Raw genomic sequence first — 25,200 nt, 5'->3', positions numbered from 1 at the left:
GGATACAACGCGTTTTTAACGGTGGTCGTGGCCGCCCTGCTGGCGGCGTGCGGCACCGGACCCAAGCCGGTCGTCCCGGCGGGCGAGGCTGCCTATGCGGCCATCCCTGAAGGCAATATCGTCACTCCGCGCCGCGTCGAAATCCGCCCCAGCGATGTTGTCAGCATTACCGTCTATCGCGAGCCAGAATTGTCGATCGAGAAGTCGATCGTCGATCCCGACGGCAATATCCAGGTTCCCTTGCTGGGCCCGGTCGATGCGGCCGGGCTGACCGCTGCCGAATTCGCGCGCGACCTCGAACGGCGTTTCGCGGCGCGCTTCCTGATCGATCCGAGCGTGACGGTTTCGATCCTCGAGTCGGCCCAGCAACAGGTCACCGTAGCAGGTGCCGTGACCCAGCCGGGCGTCTATGAAATACCGGGACGTATCTCGCTGATCGACGCTGTTGCCCTGGCGCGTGGGGTCACCAACACCGCCAAATACGACCAGGTGGTGGTTTTCCGCCGCTACAATGGCGACCGCGTCGGCGCTATGTTCGATCTTGGCGCGATCAGTGCGGGCCTCGCCCCGGACATAGAAATCCTCGCCGGGGACCAGGTCATTGTCGGCACCGACGGCCTCAAGCAGGCCTATCGCGATGCCTTGCAGGCCGCGCCGCTGCTCAACCTGTTCCAGACCTTCGCCATCCTGTCGGACAGCAATGGCGGCAACAACGGCACCACCACCGATGGCAACGGCAACTGACGCGATGCCCAACAAAGGACATTTCCGCCCGTGAATGCGCCCGCCAAGCCGCTTGATCCCGCCCGCGATGCTTTCGCCGACGAGCAAGGCATGCCGAGCCTCGGCATCGACCTGCGGCGGGTGTGGGCCGCGATCTATCGCCACCGTTTTGTTGTCGGCGGCATCATCGCGCTGGTGCTGGCGGCAGCCATTGCGCTGACGATGATGACGACGCCGGTCTACAGCGCCCGCACCTCCCTGCAGATCGACAGCGATACCAACGATGTGCTGGGGGACGATTCACCCAGCTTTCGCTCGGTCGACTGGGATGTGGAGCGCTTTCTCCAGACCCAGATCGACGTTCTGCTCAGCCGCGGCACCGCGCTCAAGCTGGTCGAGCGCGAAGAGCTGGCCAAGGACGACACTTTCTTCCAGCGGATGCAGGTTCCTGCCCCCACCGTCGCCGCGCCCGGCAAGACCATGGCGCAAACCCGCCGCGAAGCCATTGCCTCCATCCTCGAAGGCAATGTCAGCGCCGAACTGCCGCGCTATAGCCGGATCCTCGATCTGACGTTCGAGAGCCCCGATCCGGAATACGCAGCGGTCATTGCCAACGGCTATGCCCAGGCCTTCATCGCCGCCAATTTGGAGCGGCGGTTCGATTCCTCATCCTATGCCCGCGAGTACCTTGCCGGGCAGCTGGCCGACGCCAAGCAGGCCCTGGAAGAGGCCGAGCGCGCGCAGGTCAATTATGCCCAGAACAACAACCTGGTGAACCTCGATCGCGGTACGAGTGCGGATGAAGCGCCGATGTCGCTGACCCAGCGCACCCTGGTCAACACCGCCGATGCACTGGGGCAGGTGCGGGCCGACCGTATCGCCGCCGAGCAACGCTATCGCGCTGCAACCGGCGGCGATCCGTTCCAGATCCCGGAGGTCCAGTCCAACCTCTATGTCAGCCAGCTCCAACGCGAACTGTCCGTCGTCGAAGCCGACCGCAGCCGCGATGCCACGCGTTACAAGGACGAACACCCGATCATGCAGGAGCATGACCGCAAGATTGCCTCGCTGCGGACCGATCTCGACCGTGCCGTCACCGACATTCGCGGTTCGCTGCGCCAGCAATACCAGGCCGCCCTGCGCAACGAACAGGCGCTGGAGCGCGACGTTGCGGGTCTGCGCAGCGGGACGGCCGCCGAGCAGGCACGCCGGATCGAATTCAATATCCTCGCCCGCGAGAGCGCAACCCGCCGTAACATGTATGACGGCCTGCTGGAGCGGTTCCAGGAGGTCAGCGCATCGGCCGGGATCACAACCAGCAATATCTCGGTCATCGACCGCGCGGAACCGCAAGCCGCACCGGTCCGGCCCAAGCCGCTGGTCAACATCGCGCTCGGCCTGATGATCGGTGCTGTGCTGGCCGGGCTATATGTCTTCCTGCGCGAATTCGTCGACGATGCGGCACGGACGCCCGACGACATTTCCGATCGCTTCGGACTGCCATTTCTGGGCAGCGTCCCCCGGCTTGATGGCAAGAGCGATGTCGGCGAAGTGCTCAGCAATCCGAAATCGAGCGTGTCCGAGGCGTTCGCCGCTTTGCGAACGTCGCTGGGCCTGCTGGGTGCCGGAGCCGACAAGCGCGACCTGCTCATCACCAGCAGCCAGCAGTCCGAAGGCAAGAGCCTGATCGCTTACGGCATTGCCCGCAGCTTTGCCCGCGAAGGCCGCAAGGTGCTGGTGGTCGATGCCGATTTGCGCCGTCCTTCCCAGCACCAGATCTTCGGAGTCAGCCGCGAGAAGGGCCTGACCGATATCCTGACCCGCCAGATCGCTCCGGGGGATGCCGTCATCGAAGTCATGCCCAACCTCGACCTGATAGCCTCCGGCCCGCTGCCGCCTTCGGTGCCCGAATATTTCTCGGGACCTTCGTTCGAGGAATTCCGCAGCTGGGCACGCGAAAAGTATGACGTGGTGGTGTTCGATGGTCCGCCGGTGATGGGTCTCGCCGACACCGTGCTGCTGGCGCAGAAGATCGAACACCTGATCTTCGTGATCGAAGCCGGGCGCGCTAGCCAGGGCCGTACCGCCGCCGCCATCCGGCGCTTGGGCAACAACGAGGTCGTGATCGACGGGGCGGTGCTCAACAAGTTCGACCCGCATAGCGCAGGCTACGGCTACGAATACGGCTATTACTACAGCTACGAGGCGGAGCGGCACTGATGCGCCGTGCGCTTGCGCTCGGCCTGACGACGCTGGCGGGTTTCGCAGGGGCTGTGCTGCTCGGACCGCAGGCGGTGCCTGCCTCTGCTGCCACCGCAGCGCTGGCTCCGTACAATGCCGCGCTGCAGTTGGCCGCCGCCAGGGCCGCATTGCGGGACGAAGCGCCCACTGCCCGCCAGACCTCGGCACTGTTCGCCAAGCGTGCCCTCTACGCCATGCCGCTGGGCCAACCGGCCCTGGCTCTGGCCGCCGAAAATGGCGCGATTGCCGATCCCACCGCTGCGCTCAACCTAGGGGCTGCGCTCGGCTGGCGGGACCAGATCACCAACGCTCGGCTGGCTGCGCTGGCACTGGAGAATGGCGAAACGGAAATCGCCGCACAGCGGATCGATGCCTTGGGGCGCACGCGTGGCGGCGGTCCGGCATCGGCAGCCGCGAACCTGATCCTGAAAACTCCGGGAGGCAGCGAGGCCATGGCGGCGCGCGCGAGCAAGGGTGCCGGGGCCCTGTGGTGGATCGTTTCCCTGCGCCAACCCACTGACGACCTCGCCGTCCTGGCCGGACGGGTCGCCATGGCCAGGGCGCTCGACAAGGACGCAGGCCCGTGGCGGAGCGATCTTCTCGCCGCCACCGCCCAAGGCATCGCCCTGTCCGAAATCCCGGGACCGGAAAAAGACCGTCTTCGCGCCGCTATGAAAGTTATCCAGCCGTGAGCGAACCCCTCGATGCGGCGCAGACCGGATCGCGCCATGGCGGGCCGAGTTTCTCGCTCGGCAACCGGGTCGAGCGAGCGGCTTTTGCAGTGATTTGGCGGCTGTCGGGATGGCTCGTCCCTCCTCCTTTCGGCTGGGGCTGGCGAAGGTTCCTGTTGCAACTGTTCGGAGCGCAACTTGGCACGGGCGCCCGGGTCTATCCTTCCGCACGCATCTGGCTGCCACGCAACCTCGTGATGGAACCGTGGAGTTCGATCGGGCCGGGCGTGCAATGTTACAACCAAGCCCGCATCGCACTGGGCGAAGGGGCGATCGTCTCACAACGCGCCTTTCTCTGTTCCGGTGATCATGACCACCGCGATCCGGCACACCAGCTGGTTACCCGCCCCATCGTGATCGAAGCCGGGGCATGGGTGGCGGCAGAGGCCTTTGTCGGACCGGGAGTTACTATCGGGAAGGATGCGGTCCTGGGCGCGCGTGGTTGTGCGATGAAGGACATTCCGCCCGCCACTGTCTGGGCCGGCAACCCCGCGGCGCAAGTGGCCGAGAGGCAGGTGCGTTAAGCCATGCGGATAGTGTTTCAGCTCTTGCTTTGGCCCTTGCCGTGGTTCCTGCGCAGGCTGCTGCTCGGCCTGATTCCGGGGTTCACGATCGGGCGCGGCGCACGCATCGGGCGCTCGCTTATCGGCGCGCATGCGCTGGCGCTGGGCGATGGGGCGGTGATCGGCAATCTGACCGTCGTGAAGGGGCTCTCGCGGCTGGAGCTGGGCGAGAACGCCCGGCTTGGCAATCTCAACTGGATCACCGCGGTGCCCAAGGACACACCGGGCCATTTTGTGCACCTGCCGCAGCGCGATCCGAGCCTCATCATCGAACGCGAGGCGGCTATCACGCACCGCCATCTGATCGACTGCACCGGGGGTGTGCGTATCGGCGCTTTCGCCACTTTCGCCGGCTGGCATTCGCAGGTCATCAGCCACAGTTTCGATTTTCGCGCCTCAAGGCAAGACGCAGCCCCGGTCACCGTTGGCGAATACGCCTTTGTCGGGTCGCGCTGCATATTGCTCAAGGGCAGCAGCCTGCCCGATCGCTCGGTGCTGGGTGCCGGGTCCGTCTACGAGGGCGACGACGCCCAATCACACGGCCTCTATCGCGGCAATCCCGCCACGCGTGTGGGCGAGCTGCCGTCCGATCTCGGCTATTTCCAGCGCGCGAGCGGCTTCATCGCATGAGTCTGAGGTTCAGCGTCGTCACTATCTCGTTCAACCAGGCGCAATTCCTGCCTGCGGCGATGGATTCCGTCCTCTCGCAGGAAGGTGTCGAGATCGAATACATCGTCTGCGATCCCGGCTCGACCGATGGCAGCCGCGAGCTGATTGCGAGCTATGACGATCCGCGCATCACCGCGGTGTTCGAACCCGATGACGGGCCGGCAGATGGCCTCAACAAGGGCTTTGCCCGGGCGGCAGGCGACATCTTCTATTACCTCAATTCGGACGACCTCGTCCTGCCCGGCGCGTTCGCCCGCATGGCCGATTGGTTCGCGCGGCACCCGCAGGCGGACGTCGCCTGCGGCCATGCCCGGGTGATCGACGAGCACGGCGCTGCCATCCGACGTGTCTGGTCCGAGCCTTTCACCCGCTATGCCGTCGCCACCGGGGCGCATGTCCAGATCCAGCCGGCGACCTTCATCCGCGCCGAAGCCTATCGCAAATCGGGCGGTTTCGACGCCAGTGACCGCGGCAACTGGGATGGCGGCCTGCTGACCTCGCTCTTCCTGTCCGGTGCGCGGATCGAGACAGTCGACGATTTCCTCGGCTGTTACCGGCTTCACGCGGATTCGATCACCATGTCGGGCAAGCTGGCGGACCGGCACCACGCCAACGCGCTGCGCAATTTCGAACGGCTGACGGGGCGCCCAATGGGGCCGGGCGACCGGCTGGCGGCGAAAGTCTTGCGGCTCGCCAAGCACCTGCGGCACCCGGAGCGCACGCTTGAGCGACTCCGCAAAGGGCCGCTGTTCCGTTCCGCCTAGGCCTTGGCGGCGGGCTGGTGCAGCACCTGCATCGCCTGCCCTGCTGCCTCCATCCGCCCGCGCATCGCCGCCATCAGGATCGGGTGCTCCAGCTTGGCATAGGTGCTCGGGCTCATGGTCATGAAGCGGTGGAAGTCGCGCACGAAATGGGCCTGGTCATGATAGCCGGAATCGAGGGTGCCGAGCCAGCTCATGCTCGGGTCCATCATGTAGCGGGCCAGGCTGCGCAGGAAGCGCTGGCGACGCAGCAGCAGCTTGGGCGGGAAGCCGAACACCCGGCGGCACAGGCGCTCCAGCGTGCGCGGCGACATCGCGGTGTGATCGGCGAACTCGGCCACGCTCGACACTGCGGGATCGACCAACGCCGCAGTGACCTTGGCGATCCGGTCCTCGCCGCTGACCTGCCGGTCCAGCAAGCGGCGCAAACCGGCCTGCAAATGCTCCGCCTCACGAACGACATCTACGACACCATCGAACAAACCGTCGCCGATCGCAGCGATAGCCGCACAGGCCTCGTCCGCCCGCGCATCGCAGAACCGGTCGCGATAGTCCGACGCATCACCGCCACAGAAATGGGCCCAGCCGAGCGGCAGCAGTCCCACGCCCCAGAACCGGCCCGGCCTGACGCGAAAACGGGTGCACACGCTGGTCGGCCCCGTCATCACCGCTTGCGGGACAGCGGCGAGCGGTGCGTCACCGACCGCGGCCTCCACCGGGCTGCCGTCACGGAATCTCAGATTGCCCCATTCGGGATGGAGCCAGTCTGCCAGAAATCCTTCGCCTATCTGGCCGACTTCCATGTGGTAGAGCGTTGTGACGTAAGGCGCGAGATCAGCCTCGGGCATGACGAAGCGGGACAGCGGGCCATGGCCTATCCCGCGATCAGTCGCTGGCCAGGACGCTCGCCTTCTGCGGGGTTCCGGCCCGGACCGGCGTGCCCCAGACATCCTGCCGGTTCTGCATGAAGGCGCGCATGACGGGATGATCCTGCCCGGCATATTCGCTCGGGCTCATTCCCATGAAGTGGTGGAACTCGCGCACGAAATGCGACTGGTCATGATAATGCCGGTCGATCGCCTCGCTCCAGCGGACATCGCCCTCGTTGATGAAAGCGGCCAAGCTGCGCACGAGCCGCTGGCGGCGCAGGATGACATTCGGGCTGAAGCCGCAATACTTGAGGCAAACCCGCTCCAGTGTGCGAACACTGACCCCCGCCCGCGCCGCAAAGTCGGGAATTTGCAGCAGATAGGGATCGATCATTGCCCGTTGGACAGCACGGATGCGCTGTTCGTCTCGCGGAAGCTTGGCCTGCTCGGACAGCGCATGGCATAGTTCGCGATACTCGGCCCAATCGTCGCCTTCGCCGCGTGCCAGCGCGATGGAGCAGCCAGCCAAATGTGCGAAGGCTGGATGGTCTGCGCCATCAAAGACACAATCTGCCAGATCGCTGGCCTCGCCCCGGACAAGCGTGCTCCAGCCGAGCGGAAAGAGCCCGATTCCCCACAGCCGGACTGGCCCGGTTGAGATCGACAATGCCTTGCTGATGGGGCCTGTCGCGACGAACCCCCCAGCCCGTGCCTCATGATCACCGACAACGACGGGTCCGGATGAGTCGGCGCTGATGAAGCGCAGGTTGCACCACTCGGGCAAGAGCCAGTCGGACACGACCTCGCCAACGCTGGGATCGAACTCAATTCGATAGATCGTGGTAATGCACTCTGCCATGCCTGCCGGCGCAGGAAAGAAGCGGACGTCGAGGCCAGGATGAGCGCTCATTGAGACCAGGGTTCTAACCTGTCGCAATCATCCAAGCAACCGATTGCAAAAGGGTGCCACGGCCAAGCCGCAGCGCCCCTTGGAATTGCAGCGCTCAACCGCGCATCAGGCTGGCAGGGCTGCCTTGGCCTGGGCGATGATCGCCTTGAAGGCAGCGCCTTCGTTCATGGCGAGATCGGCCATGACCTTGCGGTCGAGCTCGATGCCGGCCAGCTTGGTGCCGTGCATGAACTGCGAATAGGTCAGGCCTTCGGCGCGGACCGCAGCGTTGATACGCTGGATCCACAGGGCGCGGAAGCTGCGCTTCTTCACCTTGCGGTCGCGATAGGCATACTGGCCGGCCTTCTCGACGGCCTGACGGGCGATGCGAATGGTGTTCTTGCGGCGACCGCGATAGCCCTTGGCCTGGTCCAGAATCCGCTTGTGCTTGGCGCGGGTGGTAACACCGCGTTTTACGCGAGGCATATCGTTTTTCCTTCCGTTAAATCCGGCTCCGGCCCGCACCCCCGCCCTGCCACCCGGAACCTACCCGGTACAGTCCGGGTGGCAGGGCGGGGGAGCGGGCTGGCTAGGCCGCGTAGCTATCAATCAAGCCCGTAGGGGGCCCATTTCTTCACCGTCTTGGTGTCGGCTTCCGACAGGACGGTGGTTCCACGGTTGGTGCGGATATACTTCGCGTTGTGGCTGATCAGGCGGTGGCGCTTGCCGGCGACACCATGCTTGACCTTGCCGGTGGCAGTGAGCTTGAAGCGCTTCTTCACGCCGCTCTTGGTCTTCAGCTTGGGCATTTTCATCTCCTTGGCAGAGACACGTCCGAACCGGCCCTGGCAGCCCTTGTCGCCAGGCAGGCGGTGAAATCACGTGTCAGTGAAGGGCGCGCACATAGCGGCCCGGGCGCAGAATGCAAGCGATTCGGGCGGGCTAGCCGCGCAGGACCGGCAGGCCGGTCTCCTGCAACCAGCGGGCAAAATCGCCATGATCGATCGACTCCAGCCCAGTAACGGGTCGCCGCCAGCAATAGGCCTCGGCGCTGGTCCAGTGCCCGCCCTCGGGACGGACGGCGATGGCACGGCGATCATAGTCGATCCCTTCAAGCTCGAATGCATCGAGTGGGGCAATGTCGACGCCGCTGCCATCGAACAGCTGACCCCTTACCGGCGCGCCGGATGGATCATACACCAGGGCCGGATGCCACCCGCCGCGCTCTTCCACGACATAGAGCTGGCCCGTCGTGAACGCAGGCGTACCCGGTCCCAATCCGGCCACGAGATCGGCGACTGCCCCTTCGGCAAGGTCGGGTTGCAGCACGCCGTAGAAAAACAGCGGGCGGCTTTTGCCCTCGCTCACCCCAGCGCCTCCACCACATCCTCCAACCGCGCCGGATCGCCCAGCGCGATGACGTGGCCGTCGGACCCGGCATGCAGCGGATCGCCGTTCCAATCGGACATGACCCCGCCAGCGCCTTCGACCACCGGCACTAGCGCAGCATAGTCGTGCAGCTTGAGCCCAGCTTCGACCACGATGTCGATATGCCCGCTCGCCAGCATGGCATAGTTGTAGCAATCGCCGCCCATGACCATGCGCTTGTGGTCGGTCGTGCCGGCCAGCGCCATGAACCGGTTGCCTTGCTCGATGGTGAAGTAATGCGGCCCGGTGGTGGCGATGGTCGCCTCCTCCATGGTCTTGCAAGCGCGGGTGTGGACCGGATCACCATTGAAGGTCGTGCCCTTACCGGCAACGCCGAGCCAGCGCTCGCCGAGAATGGCCTGGTCGATCAGGCCAAGCACCGGGAATCCATCGTGCAGCAGAGCGATCAACGTGCCGAAGAGCGGCCGCCCGGCGAGGAAGGCGGTCGTCCCGTCGATCGGATCTAGCACCCATTGCCTGCCCGAGCGCCCTTCTTCGGTACCGAACTCTTCGCCCACCACGCCGTCCTGCGGCACTTCGGCCTTGAGAATGCGCCGCATCGCCTCTTCTGCGGCGCGGTCAGCCTCGGTCACGGGTGACGTGTCCGTCTTGCGTTCGGCCTCGACCTTGCGGAAACGCGGGATGATCTCGGCCCGCGCGGCTTCGGCGAGACGGTGGGCAAGGGCGATATCTGCGGCGGTGACCATGGCTTGCGCCCTGCCCCGCCCGGGGCCACCGCGTCAAGCACGACGCCCATTCGGCGCATTGCGCCCGCCTGTCTTTGTGCTACGGCTGGCCGCAGGCAGGAGGGTCGGCATGGGTTTCGAGCAGCCACGCGGCCGAACCCGCAAGGCGGGGTCGCAACACGACACCACCCGCGACGGGCAAGCGATCTCGTTCAATCGTCCACCGCGCGAGAGCCTGCGTCCGTGGGTCTCGCATATCTACGGCATCCGAATGGTCGCACCGGAGATGGCGATCATTTCCTGCGGCATATTCAGCGACAGCCCGATGCTGCGAGTGCTGCTCGATGGCGACTGGCATGCCGACGATGCCGACGGTTCGCACCTGTTCCACCGGCAAGCGCTGTTCTTCGGTCCCCAGAGCCGCCGCATGCCGGTCAGCGTGCGGGGCAGCTTCGCCACCGTCGGCCTCGCGCTCAAACCGGGGGCTTGCCATGCGCTGGGCGGGCCGAGCGCGGAATCGATAATGGACCGGATCCTGCCCTATCCCGCGCTGGGCTGGGACGAGGCTGCGCTGATGGACCGCTTCGACCCGGCGGCCGACGTGGCACAATGGATGGATGCGCTGGAAGATTGCATGGAGGCGCTGGTGGCCCAGGCGGGCGGCAAGCCGCCCAACCGCACGACCGAGCGGTTCTATCGGCTGGCGTTCGAGGATCCGAGCCTGACGGTTACCGCATGCGCCGACCGGCTGGCAGTCGACAAGCGCAAACTCGAACGCGTGTCAAAGCGCGATTTCGGCCTCAGCCCCAAGCAGGTATTGCGCCGCGCGCGGGCGCTCGACATGGCAGCGCATCTGCGCGGGGTGGCAGATCTGGCGGAGGCGCAGGAACTGGCGCTGCGCTATTTCGACCAGTCGCATCTGATCCGCGATTTCTCGGCCATGTTCGCGATGACCCCGATGCAGTTCGTCCGGACCCCTCAGCCACTGATGACAATCACGCTTGAGGCGCGCCAGGCCCGACGGCTGGAAGCTTTGGACCGGCTGGAAGAGGGCAAACGACGCCCCTGGCAGTGATTTTCTGTTTCAGCGAGGCCGGTGCAGAAGTCGCGAAGCGAACAAGACTCAGTCGAACAGGCTCGAGACCGAACTCTCGTCGGCAATCCGGCGCACAGCCTCGCCGATCAGCGGGGCGATGGTGAGCGTGCGGATCTTCTTGGCATCGGTCACAGCATCGGTCGCGCCGATGGTGTCGGTGATGACCAGCTCGGTCAGCGCCGAACCTTCCACCCTGGCCACCGCGCCGCCCGACAGCACGCCGTGCGTGATATAGGCCGCAACCGTGGCCGCCCCCTGGTCGAGCAAGGCCTGCGCCGCATTGCACAGCGTCCCGCCAGAATCGACGATGTCGTCGATCAGGATGCAGTGGCGGCCCCTGACCTCGCCGATGATGTTCATGACCTCGCTCTCGCCCGGGCGATCGCGGCGCTTGTCGACGATCGCGAGCGGGGCATTGTCGAGCCGCTTGGCCAGCGCGCGGGCGCGAACCACGCCGCCGACGTCGGGGCTGACGACCATCAGCTCGCGCTCGCCGTAACGCGCCTGGATGTCCGCGGCCATGGTCGGCGCGGCGTAGAGGTTGTCGGTCGGGATATCGAAGAAGCCCTGGATCTGCCCGGCGTGGAGATCCACCGCCAGCACCCGATCGGCCCCGGCCTCGGTGATGAGGTTGGCGACCAGCTTGGCCGAGATCGGCGTGCGCGGGCCGGGCTTCCGATCCTGCCGGGCGTAGCCGAAATATGGCACCACGGCCGTGATCCGCTTGGCCGAGGCGCGGCGCAGCGCGTCGATCCCGATCAGCAGTTCCATGAGGTTGTCATTGGCCGGGAAGCTGGTCGACTGGACCAGGAACACATCCTCGCCGCGGACATTCTCGTGGATCTCGACGAAGATTTCCTCGTCGGCAAAGCGTCGCACGCTGGCATCGGTCAGCGGGATTTCGAGATAGGCGGCAATCGCCCGGGCCAGCGGCAGGTTCGAGTTGCCGGACATGATCTTCATGGTGCGCGAATCCCCGCAGGCAGTTGGTGCGTCCCGCCTAGCGCCGCGTCACGGGAATGCAACAGAGTGCGGCGCCGTTTGCCCCGATCAGATCCGATGCTCGCACTTGATCCAGCGCATGTTGTTGTTTGACGGTGCGCAAGACCGTCGCGCTCGTGGGCGCTGCGGTCCTGTCTGCGAACAACTAAATCCGGTGTTCGCCCTTGATCCAGCGCACGGTTCCCGACGATGCCCGCATCACCACGCTGTCGGTGGTCAGCACACCGTCGCGGCGGCGCTTGACCCCGTCGAGCAGCGAGCCGGACGTCACCCCGGTGGCGGCAAAGATGCAGTCGCCCTTGGCCAGTTCCTCGAGCTTGTAGATGCGGTCGAACTCGCTGTCGGGGATGCCCCATTTGCGGGCACGGGCTTTTTCGTCGTCGTTGCGGAAAACGAGGCGTCCGTTGAACTGTCCGCCGACGCAGCGCAGCGCCGCGGCGGCCAGCACACCCTCGGGCGCACCGCCCTGGCCCATGTACATGTCGATGGTGGTGTCAGGGTCCGTCACGGCGATCACACCCGCGACATCTCCGTCGCCGATCAACACCACGCCGCAACCAAGCGCGCGCAGCTCCTCGATCAGCGCCGAATGGCGCGGCCGGTCGAGCACGCAGACATTGATCTGCGAAGGCTCGACGCCCTTGGCTTCGGCCACCGCGCGCACGTTTTCGGTCGGCGACTTGGCCAGGTCGATGATCCCGTCCGGGTAGCCCGGGCCGACGGCGAGCTTGTCCATATAGGTGTCGGGCGCATTGAGCAGGTTGCCCTCTTCCGCCGCCGCCAGCACGGCGAGCGCGTTGGGCCCGGCCTTGGCGGTAATGGTGGTGCCTTCGAGCGGATCGAGCGCAATGTCGATCTTGGGCCCCTTGCCCGGTGCGCCGCCGACCTTCTCGCCGATATAGAGCATCGGCGCTTCGTCGCGCTCGCCCTCGCCGATCACCACAGTGCCGTCCATGTAGAGCTTGTCGAACGCCTTGCGCATCGCCTCGACCGCGGCAGCATCGGCGGCCTTTTCGTCGCCGCGTCCGATCAGGGCTGAGGCGGCAATGGCAGCGGCTTCGGTGACGCGAACCATTTCCAGTACGAGGACGCGGTCGAGTTCGCTTTCCTGGCGCAGGTCGGCGGTAACAGTGTTCATATCCGATTCAGTCCCTCTCAGGCGTTTGGGCGCGCCTAGACCGGGAGTGTGGCATTGTCGATACGACGCGCGGCGATTGCCACATGTGCAGCCCTTCTGCTGATGGGCCAGGCTGCCCCTGAAGAGGCGGCCGAAGCGGAGACACCCGCTGCCACTGCCGAACAGGCTCTCGCCGACGCACAGGCGCTGTACGGACCGCCGGCACCCGAACCTGAAGTCCCGGTCGAATGCTCCGACGGGGATCCCGGCGTCATCGTGGTCTGCGCCCCGTTGGAGGAACAATCGCAGTTCCGCGTCCCGTCGAGTTCCGACAGGGGTGACAACAGCCAGCTGGGATGGGACGGCACTGCACCTGACGTCGGGACGAAGTACCCGGGCCCTGTCGTGGCGACCGGCTGCTTCATCCCGCCGTGCCCGCCGCCACCGGTCTATTATTTCGACATCACCGCCTTGCCCGAGCCGCCGCCGGGTTCCGATGCCGACAAGATCGCCAAGGGCGAGGTGCCGGAATAGGCGCTAGCTGCGCAGGATCGGCATTACCAGAGGCTCTTCGACGAGGCTGTCGGAGCCCTCCAGCAGTGCCACGGCTGCGCGGACATTGCGCACCGGGCCGGTGTGGGTGACCATGGCCACCAGCACGCCGTCCTTGCCGTTCGCTTCACCCTCCTGGATGAGGCTCTGGATCGAAACCCCTGCATCGCGCATGGCGGCGGCGATCTCGGCCAGCACGCCGGGCCGGTCGGCCACCATGAAGCGGATATAGCTGCGGCTCTCGCGGGCGCCGGAATCGGCCTTGGGCATGGCGGCGAGCGAGGCGGCAGGGACGGAGAAAGGCCTGGCGGTATCGCCCCGCGCCAGATCGATCAGGTCGGCCACGACGGCGCTGGCGGTAGGGCCGTCGCCCGCACCCGCCCCCTGGAACAGCAGGCGACCGGAGAAATTGCCTTCGACCGCCACCGCGTTGGTCGGTCCGGTGATCGGCGCGAGCGGGTGGTCCTTGGCGACAAGGCACGGGCGAACACGCTGGAGCAGCTTCGGGCCGCCCTCGCCTTCCTCGACGTCGCCGACACCGATCAGGCGGATGACATAGCCCAGCGCATCAGCCTGGGCGATATCGACCGCGCGGACCCGGCGGATCCCTTCGATCTCGACACTGGCGAAATCGATCTCGGCGCCAAACGCCAGCGCGGCCAGGATCGCCAGCTTGTGCGCGGCATCGACCCCGTCGATGTCGAACGCCGGATCGGCTTCGGCAAAGCCCAGCCGCTGCGCTTCGGCCAGCGTTTCGCCGAAGTCCGCGCCGCTCGCCTCCATGGTGGTGAGGATGTAATTGCAGGTGCCGTTGAGAATGCCATAGACCCGCTGGACAGCATTGGCCGCAGCCCCTTCGCGCAGGCCCTTGACCACCGGGATCCCGCCCGCGACGGCCGCCTCGAACCGCAGCGCAGCGCCGCCATCCTCGGCCAAGCGGGCGAGCTCCATTCCGTGATGCGCGATCATCGCCTTGTTGGCGGTGACCAGCCCCTTGCCGCGCCCCAGCGTGTCGCGCGCCAGTGCCAGAGCGGGCCCGTCCGAGCCGCCGACCAGTTCCACCACCACATCGACATCGTCGCCGGCCGCCAGCCGCGCCATGTCGTCGTCCCAGCGATAGGCCGAAAGGTCGATCCCGCGATCGCGCCCCCGGTCGCGCGCGCTGACCGCCACGACTTCGATCGGGCGTCCGGCCCGGGCTTCCACCAGGGCTCGGTTCTGTTCCAGCAGGCGGATAACCCCTGCGCCGACCGTGCCGAGACCGGCGATGGCTAGGCGCAATGGCGCACTGGGGGCTGCGGGTTTGGCCGGGTCGATCATGGCGGCTGGCTCTAGCGAGAGCCCCGCGCGCAAGGGAAGCACTTAATCTTGGCGCTGCGACAGCTGACCTAAATAACCGGCGGCTTGCGCGTGCGCTCGCACGGCCCGAGCTGCTGGAGGACGAAACGATAGTCCGCCTCGGCCCGCGCACGGTCGACCTGGTTGGGCGAAAGATTGGCCGCCGGGGGCAGGCTCGCTGGCAGGAAGCAAGCAAGCCGGTACCAGCCCAGTGTTTGCGGCTGCGGCGCACGCACCGCCTGGTCGACGATTTCCGAATAGGACACGCCCCAAGCGGGCGCCAATCCCGGGCGCCGGACCACGCTCAAGGCGAGGGGTGCGCCATTCGGCGTGCGCAGGAAGACCTGGGTCTCGGACTCGCCGCTGAGATTGCCCGCGACCGACAGCGCGTCCCGGATTCCGCTGACCTCGGGCGGCGCATCGGGCGCGGCCAGCGCCGCGAGGATCGGGCGCAATCGCCCCTCGAGCTCCGCGCTCCAGGGCAGCTGGCTGTCCGGCGCGATCAACTGGATCTGGCCGGGCCGCCCCGGCACGGTGCGGGCAAACAGGATGACTTCGCTCTTCTTGAGCTTGGGCACCTTGCCCTTGGCGTCGAGCGGGACATCGACAAGATAGCGCAGCCCCTGGCCGAGCGGCACATTGCCGGCGATCAGCGCCTGCGTTTCCGCCTCGATGTAGAGCCGGGCATAGCCGGGAGCGACCCCGACCGCCCGCTCCGGATCGACCTTGACCTGCTTGTTGACCTTGGCCCGCACCACCAGCTGGGCCGCATCGGACAGGTCGGCGAGGTCGGAATAGGTCGGCTGGGCCGCCGGCTGCAGGGGCTGGGCCGAGACCTGGACCGGCGCAAGGCCGGTCAGCATGGCAGCAAGGGCCAGCGAACGAATCGTGCGCCCGAAAGGCTGGTGCGGAAGAGTTTCGGTTTTTGTGGGCATGGTTCTGGACATATCGCCTAAGGGTCGTGGCACGACGGTGAATCCGGGCTTAACCGATAAAGCGTTTGCGCCTGCACGGCACAATAGCTAAGGCTTGGCCGGTTCGGGGCTGGAGAAACATACTTCCCGGACTGATTCCATCTTGAGGGCACGGCCCGATCGGCGCAATGCCGAATCGGAGTAGTGCGGCATTTCGAGATGGATGGAAGGATCGCCGTCCGGTGCAGCCGCCGGACATTTGAGAGCCGGAATTACCGGCGCAGACGGAGTGATGCGACTGCATGGCCTACGCTGACCAACAGATGAGCGGCAATCGGATGATTGCCATCGTCCTAGTTGCTCTCCTTCACGTTGCAATCGGCTATACCCTCGTCACCGGTCTTGCCTACGAGGCGGCGAAAGCCGTCGTCGAACGGGTTACGACCATCGACGTGGAAGAGCCCGAGCCTGAGGAAGAGCCCCCGCCCCCGCCCGAGGAAATCCCCGAAACGGCACCGCCGCCGGTCGTGGTTCCTCCGAGCCCGTTCAACCTCAAGCCGGACAACCAGCTCGACGATACGACGGACAAAGAGGTTGAACGCGATGAACGGGTTGACCCGTTTGCCGGCAAGCAGACATGCGCCGACGGTCGGGTAATCGACAAGACCGCCTCCTGCGGTCCGACGACCAAGACATGCCCCGGTGGCCAGGTCATTCCGGTCAATGCGACCTGCCCTCCCGTCAAGCCGCGTGTTCAGCCCAAGCCGCCAACGCCCAGGGGCAATGCCGGCCGCTGGGTGACCCAGAATGACTATCCTTCGCGCGCCCTGCGTGAAGAACAGCAGGGGATCACCACCGTCCGAATCACGGTTGACGCCAGAGGTGAGCCGACGGGTTGCACCGTGACCGGTTCAAGCGGTTCGGGCCTGCTCGATGATGCGACGTGCAAGAACATGATGCGTCGCGCCCGCTTCAACCCCGCGACCGATGGAGAAGGCAAGCCGACCTCCGGCACCTATACCCAGTCGGTCAAGTGGGAAATCCCGCAATAATTTCCATCTGATTCAGCTTCTTTCGAGAGGAACTCGCAAATGATTATCGAACTTCTTACTGCCGCCGCGGCCGACGGTGCGCCCAAGACCGAATTCGGCTTCATGGAAGCCATGGAACAGGGCGGCGTCATCGCCTGGTCGATCCTTGGCGTGCTCGTCATCATGTCGGTTGGCTCGTTCTACATCCTGATCACCAAGCTGCTCGAGCAGAACAAGATCATGAAGCAGTACAAGACCCAGGTGCCCGGCTTCTGGCGTGCCCCCACCCTGCGTGACGGCGTTACCAAGCTCGAAAAGAACAGCGCCTGGCGCCAGGTCGTCGACGATGCCATCGCCGCCGACGAAAGCCACGCCAAGATGACCGACAAGCTCGAAGCCCACGACTGGCTCCACGGTTCGCTGCAGCGCTCGGAAGACCTCATCAACGCCAAGCTGGCCGGCGGTCTGTCGTTCCTCGCATCGGTCGGCTCGACCGCACCGTTCGTCGGTCTGCTCGGTACCGTTATCGGGATCTACCGTGCGCTGATCAACATCGGTCTCGCCGGTTCGGCCTCGATCGACAAGGTTGCGGGCCCGGTCGGTGAGGCGCTGATCATGACCGCCATCGGTCTGCTGGTCGCTGTGCCTGCCGTTCTCGGTTACAACTGGCTGCAGGCCCGCAACAAGCGGATCGCCGAGCACCTGACCGGTTTCTCGACCGACCTGCTCGCCAACCTCAACTCGAACGGCGCCATCAAGCCGGCCGTGCCTGCCGCACCGGCTGCCAAGTCGGCTGCCAAGCCGGCTGCTCCGGCGACCACTGCCGGCGGCGTCCCGGTCAAGAAGTAAGTCGTATGGAACCGGGGTGGCGGGCGCGAGCCTGTCCCCCCTGGTTCCAACCCTATGAGACGACCACAGACGGATAGGATGTAGTCATGGCGATTTCTGTAGGAGGCGGCAACGAGACGCCGATGTCCGACATCAACACCACCCCGCTGGTGGACGTGATGTTGGTTCTCCTGATCATCTTCCTGATCGCGGTCCCGGTCGCGATCCAGACCATCGAGAAGCTCAAGATCCCTGTCTTCGAATCGGTTGAATCGAAGGACAAGGTCGAGAACCTCTCGCTCACGGTCAGCACCACCGATGCCGCCGGCCGCAGTGCGGGCACTCCCGGCTTCGAAGGTGCGGCCCGCGACGGCGAATGCCGGGTCTACTTCAACAACATTTCGCCGGTGACTTCGGACGAACTGTTCGAAACCGCGCAAAAGCGGCTTGAATCGATCGTGGAACGGGCCGGCGGCGAGCAGGCGATGCTCGACAACCCCGAGCTCATTCCGCAGGTCCACATCCGCGGGGACCAAAATGCCCCGTGGCGCTGCGTGGCCGGCACCATCTACACTGTCCAGCGGGCGGGCTATCCCACCGTTGGCTTCATCTCCAACCCGGTCGAGCCCTAAGGGCCGCAACCGACCGCAGTTAGAGACAAGAGGAGTACCACACCATGGCAATGTCAGGTGGCAAAGACGATGGCATGCCGATGACCGACATGAACATGACGCCGTTGATCGACGTCCTGCTCGTGCTGCTCATCATGTTCATCATCACCATCCCGGTCGCGACCCACTCGGTCGACATCGACCTGCCGAGCCCGAACCCCAATCCGCCGCCGCCCGACGCGATCGATCCGGTCAAGAACAAGATCGTTCTCACCCAGCAGAACGAAATCCTGTGGAACGGGGCCGTGGTCGACCAGAGCACCCTTGTCACGTATCTCAACGAGACCAGGGGCATGGATCCCGAACCCGAACTGCAGTTCGAACCGGAAGGCCAGGCCAGCTATGACCTGTCGGCCAAGGTGCTGCAGATCATCAAGGGCTCCGGCGTGACCAAGTTCGGATTTGTCGGCAACGAACAGTTCGGCTCATTCGGCAAGGATGCCAGTGCACCGGCCTTCAACGGCGGCGCTCAGTAAGCAGTCATCGCCTTCGCGAAATCGAAGAGGGGGCGGAGCGATCCGCCCCCTTTTTCGTGCCCGGACAAGCGGGCATCCAACCGCTTCGGACCCATCTTGCCAATGCTCTCTGTTATGTTATGCTGTAACATGAAGGGAGAGAGGAAAATGAGACGCCGCAAGCTCTATTTCACCCGCCTGCCCAAGACCACGACCGGCGAGATGAACATGACCCCGCTGATCGATGTGCTGCTAGTCCTGATCGTGATGCTGATCCTGACCGTCCCCGTGATGACCCACTCGACACAGGTCGAATTGCCGGCGGCAGGCGATGCGCCCCTTGCGGTGGTCGATCGCAACGCCGTGACCATCGATGCCCAGGACCGGTTGTTCTGGAACGGCCAGCCGGTTTCGCACGAGGTTCTCGGAGCCCAGTTGACAGCCGCCGCTGCCCGGCCCGACCAACCCGAAGTCCGCTTCGAGCCCGCAGCGGCCGCCAGCTACGACCGCTCCGCCAAGACCATCGCCCTCATCAAGGACTCGGGCATCCGGAAATTCGCCTTCGTGGGTAACGAACGGTACGGAACACTCGACAAGTAATGCCTTAGCCGAGAGGATCGTCCACCCGCATCGCGGCGCTGGCGAGACTCTCGGCTTCGAGCAGCAGTTCGTCATCGACCGAACCCTGCGGCATGCTCTCCCGGCCGATCATCACCATCACCGGGACCGCCAGCGGACTGACCCGCTCCAGGGTGACATGTTCCAGCTGGTGCTCCGAACGCGCAAGCAGGTCCTGCAACCGACCGATATCGGTCAACCGCTCGCGCGCATCGGCCCAGGCGGCTTCGAGCAGGACATGGTCGGGCTCGTACTTCCGCAGCACATCGTAAATCAGGTCGGTCGAGAAGGTGACTTGCCGCCCGCTCTTGCGCTTTCCGGGCTGCTGGCGCTCGACCAGGCCGCCGATCACGGCCACTTCGCGGAACGAACGCTTGAGCAGGTAGCTGTCCTGCACCCATTCGACGAACTCATGCGCCAGAATGTCCGGCGAGAGCAGTGGCGCGGGATCGGTGACGGGTTTCAGCCCCCAGACCGCCAGCGAATAGTCGTTGGCGACGAACCCGCCCGGCATTAGGCCGCGCGCTTCCATCCGCTGGGTGATCAGCATGCCCAACGACTGGTTCGCGTTCCACCCGGTGAAGGTGTAGTACACCGTGTAGTGCTTCTGAGCGTGGGGGAAGCTCTCCACCAGCAACCTGTCCGGCCCCGGCATCCGGCTGCGCCAGTCCTGCACTTCCAGCCATTCGCGCACGTCATCCGGGAAACGCGCCCAACCCGCACGATCGACCAGCATCGCCCGCACCCGGTCGGCCAGATGCGTCGTCAGCGGCATGCGCGCGCCGCCATAGCTGGGGATCATCGCCGACTTGGCGGTCGCCCGCACCACGATTTCCATGTCGCGCAGCTGCTCGACCTCAAGCGCCTGCCCGGCAAAGGCGAAGGTGTCACCAGGCCGCAGCGAAGCGGCGAAGCGTTCCTCCACCTTGCCCAATGAGCGGCCATTGCGGAAACGCACTTCCAGCATTTCGGAATCGAGGATGATCCCCGCGTTGAGCCGGTGCTTGGCCGCCAGTTCGGGATGCGCCAGCCGCCATACGCCTGCCCTGTCGCGGACGATGCGGCGGAACTTGTCATACGCCTTGAGCGCATAGCCCCCGGTGGCGACGAAATTGAGCACCCGCTGCCACACCACTTCGTCGACCCAGGCATAGGACAAAGACGATCGCACCTCCGCCAGGAGTTCGGCTTCGGCAAAAGGCGCGGCACAGGCGCAGGCCATGACATGCTGCGCCAGCACATCGAGCCCGCCGGGCCGGAACGCCTCGCCATCGCGCTGGCCCTGGTCGACCGCATCCTTGGCCGCCTGGGCCTCGAGGAATTCGAACCGGTTGCCCGGCACCAGCAGCGCGCGGCTCGGCTGGTCGAGCCGGTGGTTGGCCCGCCCGATCCGCTGGAGCAGGCGCGATGAGCCCTTCGGAGCGCCCATCTGCACCACGCAGTCGATATCGCCCCAGTCGACCCCCAGATCGAGGCTCGCCGTCGCGACCAGTGCCCGCAACTCGCCCCGCGCCATCGCGCCTTCGACCTTGCGCCGGGCTTCCTTGCTGAGCGAGCCATGGTGGATCCCGATGGGCAGCAGATCGTCGTTGATGTCCCACAATTGCTGGAACAGATATTCCGCCAGGAAGCGCGTGTTGGTGAAAATCAGCGTCGTGCGGTTCTTGCGGATCGTCTCGTAGACCTGCGGCACGGCCCAGGTCCCGGCGTGCCCGCCCCACGGTACCCGTTCCTCGTCAGGCAGGAGGATCTCGACTTCGGCCGGCGCACCGGCTTCGCCCTCGACCAAGGCAACGCTGTCGATATCGCCCCATGGGGCGAGCCATTCACGGAATCCCTCGGGATTGGCGAGCGTTGCCGACAAGGCCACTCGCTGCAGCTCCGGCGCTATGGCCTGCAACCGAGAGAGGCTGAGCGCCAGCAGGTCGCCGCGCTTGCCGGTGGCGAAGGCGTGGACCTCGTCTATCACGATGCGTTCGAGACCCGAAAAGAGCTCGATACTGTCGGGATAGCTCAACAGCAGCGACAGGCTTTCCGGGGTCGTAAGCAGCACATGCGGCGGCTTGGCCCGCTGGCGTTTCTTGCGGTCCGACGGGGTATCGCCGCTGCGGGTCTCGATCCGGATCGGCAGTCCCATTTCCTCCACGGGCGTGAGGAGATTGCGCTGCACATCATGCGCCAGCGCCTTCAGCGGCGAGACGTAGAGCGTGTGCAGACCATCCGGCAACGCCTTGCCACCCAACCGGGAGGGGCAGAAATCCGCCAGCGTCGGCAGGAACCCGCCCAGGGTCTTGCCCGCGCCGGTATCCGCCACCAGCAAAGCGTGTCGGCCGCTGTCCGCCGCTGCCAGCATTTCCGCCTGGTGCCGCCGCACACGCCACCCGCGGCCGGCAAACCAGCGTTCGATTTCGGGTGGAACGGACACCTTCATTCTCCCGTCAATGCACCGGGAGAATAAATGGGGCCAGTCCGGTCAGCGGTTAGTCTTCGACCGAATCCGAAGCATCGCCTGTCGTCACGGCCTCGGAATCCCATTCGACCGCCTCCATCGTGTCGCGCATCGACAGCCATTCCTCGATCTCCTCGGCCGAGAAACCCGTCAGAGCCGTGATGCGGGCACGTTCCCTTGCTGTCAGCTCCGCGAAGGCCCGTGCCGGCGGAAGATCGGCCGTGGCGGCCTTGGCCTTTTCTTCCATACTGCCGATCGGGCCAAGCAGCGCAGGGAGAGCCTCCATCGAAGCGGCAACGATGCGCGGATCGCTCGCCATGGTGAAGGACTTGCGAGCATAGATCGCGCCTGTCGGGGTCGAAAAGAAGGCATCGATGTCGCTCAGTTCGGCCCCGGTGAAATTGATGGCGTAGAGTTCCGCCATGGCCTTGCGCATGGGCGGCTCCATCGCCGTCATCATGGTGTTCATCATTTCCGGCAGCAGCGCCATTTCGCGCGCTTCGCGTTCCTCGTAGGCGGGATCGAACATGTCGGCGATTTCCTGCGCCTGCTCGTCGGTGAGTTCGAGGTCGTACTGGCTGACACCGATGCCGTTGGCCGCCCGCTCGACCGCCGAGGATTTCGGCAGGTCGCCAAAAGGCTTGATGAAATTGTCGAAGGTCTTGCCCATCATTTCACCGAGCGACCCTTCGGGAACCAGCTTGGAGATTATGGCAGTGGCTTGCGGCAAACGGGCCTCCTGCTCTGGCGTCAGGGGTTCGACCGCGAACATCCCGGCAAGCATGGCGAAGGGATTGGGAGCAGTTTCTTCAGGTGCATCGGTGTCGGTGTCGGTGTCGGCAATTTGAATGCTCTGTTCGACCATCGGTTCGTCACCGTCCTGCGCCACCGCCGGAACAGCAGCGAGAACCAATGCGCCAGCCAGCGGCGCCAGAAGAACTTTACGCAGCATAACCCTTCCCTCCTGAATTTTCGAAATCCCTCAATGCCCTGCCTGCTCGCCGCGCACCAGCCCGGATAGCGCCAGTTGCTCGTCGATTTGCGCCATCAGGCGTTCGACTGCCGCATCGCTCTCACCCTCAGCCCGGGCAACCAGCACATCCTGTGTGTTCGACGCGCGCAGCAGCCACCAGCCATCGGGCGTGGTGACGCGCACGCCATCGGTATCGTTTACCTCGGCATCGGTTTCGGCAAGCCGCGCCCTGACCTCGTCGATCACCGCGAACTTGCGGCTCTCGTCGACCTGGAAGCGGAGCTCGGGGGTGTTGACCAGCGCCGGCATTGCCCCGCGCAGATCAGTAACCGTCTTGCCCAACCGGGCACTCGCTGCGATCAGGCGCAGCGCCGCATACAGCGCGTCGTCGAAACCGTAATATGTGTCGGCGAAGAACACGTGGCCGCTCATTTCGCCGGCCAGCGGGCTGCCAGTTTCCTTCATTTTGGACTTAATCAGCGAGTGGCCGGTCTTCCACATCAGCGGCTTGCCGCCGAGCTGCCCGACCCGCTCGAACAGCGCACGGCTGGCCTTCACATCGGCTATAATCGTGGCACCGGGCAGGTTTGCAAGCAGATCTTCGGCATAGATCATCAGCAGCTGATCGCCCCAGATCACGCGGCCCATGCCGTCGATCGCCCCGATCCGGTCGCCGTCGCCGTCGAATGCCACTCCGAAGTCGAGTTTCTTTTCGGCGACCAGCGCCTTGAGGTCGGCCAGATTGGCCTCGACCGTTGGATCAGGATGGTGGTTGGGAAAATGTCCGTCGACTTCAGTATAGAGCAGATGGTGTTCGCCGGGCAGCCGCGCGGCGAGCATATCCAGCACCGGCCCGGCCGCACCGTTGCCCGCGTCCCAGCCGATGCGGAGGCGTTCGAGCCTGGCCAGGTCGATCCCGTCGAGCGCGCCCATCAGCCGGGCAACATAGTCTTCCTGGATATCGAGCGTACGCGCCGTGCCGGTGCCGTCGAACCAGTCGCCTTCGGCAGAGACCTGCCCGAGGTCCTGGATATCCCGGCCAAAGAACGGCCGGCCCTGGAATACCATCTTGAAGCCATTGTAATTGGCGGGATTATGGCTGCCAGTTATCTGAATGCCGCCATCCACCTGTTCGCTTGAGGCTTCGGCAAAATAGAGCATCGGGGTCGGCCCCATGCCGATCCGCACCACGTCGCAGCCGCTGGCGGTGAGGCCTTCGACCAGCGCGTGCTCGAGCACCGGCGAGCTCACTCGCCCGTCATAGCCGACCGCCACTGTCTTGCCGCCCGCCCGCCGCAGCAGGGTGGCAAAGCTGCGCCCGATGGCGCGGGCATCGTCTGCCGACAGCGTCTCGCCGATGATCCCGCGAATATCGTATTCGCGCAGGATGGTGGGGTGGAATGCATGCTTCATTGCGGGGGCACCTCGTGTGGCAGTTCATCGAGCAACAGGTCGCGCGCGGCATTGGCCTCGTGCACCTGTTCGCTGGTGCCCCCCCGGTCCGGGTGGACCATGGCGACCAGCCGCTTATGCGCGGCAAGTATTTCGGAATGGTTGGCATTCTCGGGAACAGCCAACAGCCGCCGCGCGCGAAGGATTGCCTGGCTGCGGGTCGACCGCCCTCGCGCCAGATACTCCCATGGCCACTTGCCCAGCGCCCACCTGCACAGGACCGAAAGCACCACGGCGATGACAAGGAAGCGGATCATGCGAGTTCGAGGGTCGGCTGGGCATCGGCCGGCATCGGCAGGTTGAGCCCCATCACCAGCTGACGAAGTTCCTGCCGCGCGACCAGGTGGCTGGTGCCGAGATCGCCCAGGTGCCCCTTGTCGAGCAGGGTCAGGCCGGAGGGGAAGAGTTCGCGGTAGATCACGCGTTCGGAAAGCCCGGCGGTGACACGGAAGCCGACCCGCTTGCTCAGCTCGGTCAGCGCGCGTTCGATGCGCTGCATGTTGCGTGCTTCGGTATAGCCGGTGCGGTTGCGGACCACGACCCAGTCCATCTCGCGCCGTTGCTGCTCGACCGTCGCCTTGCTGCGTTTCAGCCGCGCTTCCCAGATCAGTTCGGCATAGAAGCTGAGACGGCGGACCTTGAAGGTCTCGGCATCGACCTGGCCGATGAGATCGAAATCGACGAAGCTGTCATTGAGCGGGGTGACCAGCGTGTCCGCTTCGGTCGCGGCGTGGCGGGCGAGCGGATCGTCGCGTCCCGGCGTGTCGAAGATCAGGAAATCGGCCTCGCGGCCGAGCTTGTCCGCCAGCACCTCCAGACGCTGGACATTGTTGTCGCTGAAGACCTCGCAGATGGCACCGGGGAGCGACACGCCGCGCCGCTGCTCGGTCTCGACCCGGTTCTCGAAATAGCGATGCATGGTCCGCTGGCGATGGTCGAGATCGATCGCCGCCACGCGCGCACCCTTGTAGGCGAGGGCCACAGCGACGTGGACGGCGGTGGTCGATTTGCCCGTGCCGCCCTTCTCGTTGGCGAAAACGATGCGGTGCGGGCGATGGGTAGTCACGACTTGGGCCTTTCGAGGGTGGATCGGGCGCGCTAGGGCGAGCCGTCAGCTTCTGGGGCGAAACATACGGGAGGGCCA

Annotated in this window: 28 protein-coding genes; 13 read left to right on the top strand and 15 right to left on the bottom strand. The window is 65.3% G+C overall.

Annotation, left to right across the window (positions count from 1 at the left end; genetic code table 11):
- Window positions 1–27 precede the first annotated feature (27 nt).
- Genes LY632_RS03435 through LY632_RS03410 form a run of 6 tightly spaced genes read left to right on the top strand, consistent with a single transcriptional unit; the run spans window position 28 to window position 5,691 of the window.
- A complete protein-coding gene (locus LY632_RS03435; RefSeq protein ID WP_234092410.1) occupies window positions 28–744 on the top strand; it encodes a polysaccharide biosynthesis/export family protein in 717 nt (238 codons plus the stop codon).
- Window positions 745–774: 30 nt separating this feature from the next.
- Window positions 775–2,943, top strand: a complete 2,169-nt coding sequence (locus LY632_RS03430) for a polysaccharide biosynthesis tyrosine autokinase (RefSeq protein ID WP_234092409.1) — start codon at window positions 775–777, stop codon at window positions 2,941–2,943.
- On the top strand, window positions 2,943–3,656 hold the full coding sequence (locus tag LY632_RS03425; protein ID WP_234092408.1) for a hypothetical protein: 714 nt from the start codon (window positions 2,943–2,945) through the stop codon (window positions 3,654–3,656). The genes LY632_RS03430 and LY632_RS03425 overlap by 1 nt, the downstream gene beginning before the upstream one ends.
- Entirely contained in the window at window positions 3,653–4,219 is a 567-nt protein-coding gene (locus LY632_RS03420; protein ID WP_234092407.1) for a putative colanic acid biosynthesis acetyltransferase, read from the top strand. The genes LY632_RS03425 and LY632_RS03420 overlap by 4 nt, the downstream gene beginning before the upstream one ends.
- 3 nt (window positions 4,220–4,222) lie before the next feature.
- Window positions 4,223–4,888 (top strand): hypothetical protein, encoded by a 666-nt coding sequence (locus tag LY632_RS03415; protein ID WP_234092406.1) that lies wholly within the window; start codon window positions 4,223–4,225, stop codon window positions 4,886–4,888.
- Window positions 4,885–5,691, top strand: a complete 807-nt coding sequence (locus LY632_RS03410) for a glycosyltransferase family 2 protein (RefSeq protein WP_234092405.1) — start codon at window positions 4,885–4,887, stop codon at window positions 5,689–5,691. Before LY632_RS03415 ends, LY632_RS03410 begins: the two co-directional genes overlap by 4 nt.
- On the opposite strand, the gene LY632_RS03405 is transcribed toward LY632_RS03410, so the two are convergent.
- The 6 genes from LY632_RS03405 to hisN all read right to left on the bottom strand — a co-directional run bounded on the left by LY632_RS03405 (window position 5,688) and on the right by hisN (window position 9,581).
- Entirely contained in the window at window positions 5,688–6,536 is an 849-nt protein-coding gene (locus LY632_RS03405; protein ID WP_234092404.1) for an AraC family transcriptional regulator, read from the bottom strand. The two genes, LY632_RS03410 and LY632_RS03405, sit on opposite strands and share 4 nt — an antisense overlap.
- A 37-nt stretch (window positions 6,537–6,573) precedes the next feature.
- Window positions 6,574–7,467 (bottom strand): AraC family transcriptional regulator, encoded by an 894-nt coding sequence (locus tag LY632_RS03400; RefSeq protein WP_234092403.1) that lies wholly within the window; start codon window positions 7,465–7,467, stop codon window positions 6,574–6,576.
- A gap of 105 nt (window positions 7,468–7,572) precedes the next feature.
- Window positions 7,573–7,932, bottom strand: a complete 360-nt coding sequence (gene rplT, locus LY632_RS03395) for a 50S ribosomal protein L20 (protein WP_234092402.1) — start codon at window positions 7,930–7,932, stop codon at window positions 7,573–7,575.
- A 119-nt stretch (window positions 7,933–8,051) separates the two neighbouring features.
- Window positions 8,052–8,255, bottom strand: a complete 204-nt coding sequence (gene rpmI, locus LY632_RS03390) for a 50S ribosomal protein L35 (RefSeq protein ID WP_234092401.1) — start codon at window positions 8,253–8,255, stop codon at window positions 8,052–8,054.
- A gap of 133 nt (window positions 8,256–8,388) precedes the next feature.
- A complete protein-coding gene (locus LY632_RS03385; protein WP_234092400.1) occupies window positions 8,389–8,814 on the bottom strand; it encodes a gamma-glutamylcyclotransferase in 426 nt (141 codons plus the stop codon).
- Window positions 8,811–9,581, bottom strand: a complete 771-nt coding sequence (hisN, locus tag LY632_RS03380; RefSeq protein WP_234092399.1) for a histidinol-phosphatase — start codon at window positions 9,579–9,581, stop codon at window positions 8,811–8,813. Before hisN ends, LY632_RS03385 begins: the two co-directional genes overlap by 4 nt.
- Window positions 9,582–9,690: 109 nt before the next feature.
- Between hisN and LY632_RS03375 the strand changes: the two genes are divergently transcribed.
- On the top strand, window positions 9,691–10,635 hold the full coding sequence (locus tag LY632_RS03375; protein ID WP_234092398.1) for a helix-turn-helix domain-containing protein: 945 nt from the start codon (window positions 9,691–9,693) through the stop codon (window positions 10,633–10,635).
- A gap of 48 nt (window positions 10,636–10,683) precedes the next feature.
- Here the strand turns inward: LY632_RS03375 and LY632_RS03370 are convergent, their stop codons facing one another.
- Together LY632_RS03370 and glpX are read right to left on the bottom strand one after the other, a co-directional pair.
- Window positions 10,684–11,619, bottom strand: a complete 936-nt coding sequence (locus tag LY632_RS03370) for a ribose-phosphate pyrophosphokinase (protein ID WP_234092397.1) — start codon at window positions 11,617–11,619, stop codon at window positions 10,684–10,686.
- A 184-nt stretch (window positions 11,620–11,803) separates the two neighbouring features.
- Window positions 11,804–12,796: a class II fructose-bisphosphatase gene (gene glpX / locus LY632_RS03365; protein ID WP_234092396.1), complete on the bottom strand. Its 993-nt coding sequence runs from the start codon at window positions 12,794–12,796 to the stop codon at window positions 11,804–11,806.
- A 102-nt stretch (window positions 12,797–12,898) separates the two neighbouring features.
- Here glpX and LY632_RS03360 point away from each other — a divergent pair, with 102 nt between their 5' ends.
- Complete coding sequence (locus tag LY632_RS03360; protein WP_234092395.1) at window positions 12,899–13,309, top strand: hypothetical protein; 411 nt, start codon at window positions 12,899–12,901, stop codon at window positions 13,307–13,309.
- Between the two features lie 3 nt (window positions 13,310–13,312).
- Here the strand turns inward: LY632_RS03360 and LY632_RS03355 are convergent, their stop codons facing one another.
- Window positions 13,313–14,647 (bottom strand): homoserine dehydrogenase, encoded by a 1,335-nt coding sequence (locus tag LY632_RS03355; protein ID WP_234092394.1) that lies wholly within the window; start codon window positions 14,645–14,647, stop codon window positions 13,313–13,315.
- Between the two features lie 68 nt (window positions 14,648–14,715).
- Window positions 14,716–15,528: a hypothetical protein gene (locus tag LY632_RS03350; protein ID WP_234092393.1), complete on the bottom strand. Its 813-nt coding sequence runs from the start codon at window positions 15,526–15,528 to the stop codon at window positions 14,716–14,718.
- 353 nt (window positions 15,529–15,881) lie between these two features.
- On the opposite strand from LY632_RS03350, the gene LY632_RS03345 reads away from it, so the two are divergent.
- From LY632_RS03345 to LY632_RS03325, 5 genes are all read left to right on the top strand, one after another.
- On the top strand, window positions 15,882–16,631 hold the full coding sequence (locus LY632_RS03345) for an energy transducer TonB (protein ID WP_234092392.1): 750 nt from the start codon (window positions 15,882–15,884) through the stop codon (window positions 16,629–16,631).
- 39 nt (window positions 16,632–16,670) lie between these two features.
- Window positions 16,671–17,459: a MotA/TolQ/ExbB proton channel family protein gene (locus tag LY632_RS03340; RefSeq protein ID WP_234092391.1), complete on the top strand. Its 789-nt coding sequence runs from the start codon at window positions 16,671–16,673 to the stop codon at window positions 17,457–17,459.
- Window positions 17,460–17,545: 86 nt separating this feature from the next.
- Window positions 17,546–18,070 (top strand): biopolymer transporter ExbD, encoded by a 525-nt coding sequence (locus LY632_RS03335; protein WP_234092390.1) that lies wholly within the window; start codon window positions 17,546–17,548, stop codon window positions 18,068–18,070.
- A 44-nt stretch (window positions 18,071–18,114) separates the two neighbouring features.
- Window positions 18,115–18,585 (top strand): biopolymer transporter ExbD, encoded by a 471-nt coding sequence (locus LY632_RS03330; protein WP_234092389.1) that lies wholly within the window; start codon window positions 18,115–18,117, stop codon window positions 18,583–18,585.
- 147 nt (window positions 18,586–18,732) lie between these two features.
- The gene (locus LY632_RS03325; RefSeq protein WP_234092388.1) at window positions 18,733–19,164 is read left to right on the top strand and encodes a biopolymer transporter ExbD; all 432 of its coding nucleotides are present in this window, start codon (window positions 18,733–18,735) and stop codon (window positions 19,162–19,164) included.
- Between the two features lie 4 nt (window positions 19,165–19,168).
- Here LY632_RS03325 and LY632_RS03320 read toward each other — a convergent pair whose 3' ends face one another.
- Genes LY632_RS03320 through LY632_RS03300 form a run of 5 tightly spaced genes read right to left on the bottom strand, consistent with a single transcriptional unit; the run spans window position 19,169 to window position 25,122 of the window.
- Complete coding sequence (locus tag LY632_RS03320) at window positions 19,169–21,613, bottom strand: ligase-associated DNA damage response DEXH box helicase (protein ID WP_234092387.1); 2,445 nt, start codon at window positions 21,611–21,613, stop codon at window positions 19,169–19,171.
- A gap of 49 nt (window positions 21,614–21,662) precedes the next feature.
- Window positions 21,663–22,583: a DUF2059 domain-containing protein gene (locus LY632_RS03315; protein WP_234092386.1), complete on the bottom strand. Its 921-nt coding sequence runs from the start codon at window positions 22,581–22,583 to the stop codon at window positions 21,663–21,665.
- 30 nt (window positions 22,584–22,613) lie between these two features.
- A complete protein-coding gene (gene pgmG, locus LY632_RS03310) occupies window positions 22,614–24,017 on the bottom strand; it encodes a phosphoglucomutase/phosphomannomutase PgmG (protein ID WP_234092385.1) in 1,404 nt (467 codons plus the stop codon).
- On the bottom strand, window positions 24,014–24,313 hold the full coding sequence (locus LY632_RS03305) for a J domain-containing protein (RefSeq protein ID WP_234092384.1): 300 nt from the start codon (window positions 24,311–24,313) through the stop codon (window positions 24,014–24,016). The genes pgmG and LY632_RS03305 overlap by 4 nt, the downstream gene beginning before the upstream one ends.
- Window positions 24,310–25,122 (bottom strand): division plane positioning ATPase MipZ, encoded by an 813-nt coding sequence (locus LY632_RS03300; RefSeq protein WP_234092383.1) that lies wholly within the window; start codon window positions 25,120–25,122, stop codon window positions 24,310–24,312. Before LY632_RS03300 ends, LY632_RS03305 begins: the two co-directional genes overlap by 4 nt.
- Between the last annotated feature and the right edge of the window lie 78 nt (window positions 25,123–25,200).

Source organism: Erythrobacter sp. SDW2, assembly GCF_021431965.1.
Lineage (GTDB): Bacteria > Pseudomonadota > Alphaproteobacteria > Sphingomonadales > Sphingomonadaceae > Parerythrobacter.
Note: the sequence above shows the minus strand (reverse complement) of the source record. Positions and strands in the feature narration are given on the sequence as shown.

Bases quoted from the DNA above. Each gene is read 5' to 3' on its own strand.
- LY632_RS03425 (WP_234092408.1), top strand. From the start codon at position 2,943: ATGCGCCGTGCGCTTGCGCTCGGCCTGACGACGCTGGCGGGTTTCGCA.
- LY632_RS03415 (WP_234092406.1), top strand. From the start codon at position 4,223: ATGCGGATAGTGTTTCAGCTCTTGCTTTGGCCCTTGCCGTGGTTCCTG.
- LY632_RS03410 (WP_234092405.1), top strand. From the start codon at position 4,885: ATGAGTCTGAGGTTCAGCGTCGTCACTATCTCGTTCAACCAGGCGCAA.
- LY632_RS03405 (WP_234092404.1), bottom strand. From the start codon at position 6,536: ATGCCCGAGGCTGATCTCGCGCCTTACGTCACAACGCTCTACCACATG.
- LY632_RS03400 (WP_234092403.1), bottom strand. From the start codon at position 7,467: ATGAGCGCTCATCCTGGCCTCGACGTCCGCTTCTTTCCTGCGCCGGCA.
- rplT (WP_234092402.1), bottom strand. From the start codon at position 7,932: ATGCCTCGCGTAAAACGCGGTGTTACCACCCGCGCCAAGCACAAGCGG.
- rpmI (WP_234092401.1), bottom strand. From the start codon at position 8,255: ATGCCCAAGCTGAAGACCAAGAGCGGCGTGAAGAAGCGCTTCAAGCTC.
- hisN (WP_234092399.1), bottom strand. From the start codon at position 9,581: ATGGTCACCGCCGCAGATATCGCCCTTGCCCACCGTCTCGCCGAAGCC.
- LY632_RS03375 (WP_234092398.1), top strand. From the start codon at position 9,691: ATGGGTTTCGAGCAGCCACGCGGCCGAACCCGCAAGGCGGGGTCGCAA.
- LY632_RS03370 (WP_234092397.1), bottom strand. From the start codon at position 11,619: ATGAAGATCATGTCCGGCAACTCGAACCTGCCGCTGGCCCGGGCGATT.
- glpX (WP_234092396.1), bottom strand. From the start codon at position 12,796: ATGAACACTGTTACCGCCGACCTGCGCCAGGAAAGCGAACTCGACCGC.
- LY632_RS03360 (WP_234092395.1), top strand. From the start codon at position 12,899: ATGGGCCAGGCTGCCCCTGAAGAGGCGGCCGAAGCGGAGACACCCGCT.
- LY632_RS03355 (WP_234092394.1), bottom strand. From the start codon at position 14,647: ATGATCGACCCGGCCAAACCCGCAGCCCCCAGTGCGCCATTGCGCCTA.
- LY632_RS03350 (WP_234092393.1), bottom strand. From the start codon at position 15,528: ATGCTGACCGGCCTTGCGCCGGTCCAGGTCTCGGCCCAGCCCCTGCAG.
- LY632_RS03345 (WP_234092392.1), top strand. From the start codon at position 15,882: ATGGCCTACGCTGACCAACAGATGAGCGGCAATCGGATGATTGCCATC.
- LY632_RS03340 (WP_234092391.1), top strand. From the start codon at position 16,671: ATGATTATCGAACTTCTTACTGCCGCCGCGGCCGACGGTGCGCCCAAG.
- LY632_RS03335 (WP_234092390.1), top strand. From the start codon at position 17,546: ATGGCGATTTCTGTAGGAGGCGGCAACGAGACGCCGATGTCCGACATC.
- LY632_RS03330 (WP_234092389.1), top strand. From the start codon at position 18,115: ATGGCAATGTCAGGTGGCAAAGACGATGGCATGCCGATGACCGACATG.
- LY632_RS03325 (WP_234092388.1), top strand. From the start codon at position 18,733: ATGAGACGCCGCAAGCTCTATTTCACCCGCCTGCCCAAGACCACGACC.
- LY632_RS03320 (WP_234092387.1), bottom strand. From the start codon at position 21,613: ATGAAGGTGTCCGTTCCACCCGAAATCGAACGCTGGTTTGCCGGCCGC.
- LY632_RS03315 (WP_234092386.1), bottom strand. From the start codon at position 22,583: ATGCTGCGTAAAGTTCTTCTGGCGCCGCTGGCTGGCGCATTGGTTCTC.
- pgmG (WP_234092385.1), bottom strand. From the start codon at position 24,017: ATGAAGCATGCATTCCACCCCACCATCCTGCGCGAATACGATATTCGC.
- LY632_RS03305 (WP_234092384.1), bottom strand. From the start codon at position 24,313: ATGATCCGCTTCCTTGTCATCGCCGTGGTGCTTTCGGTCCTGTGCAGG.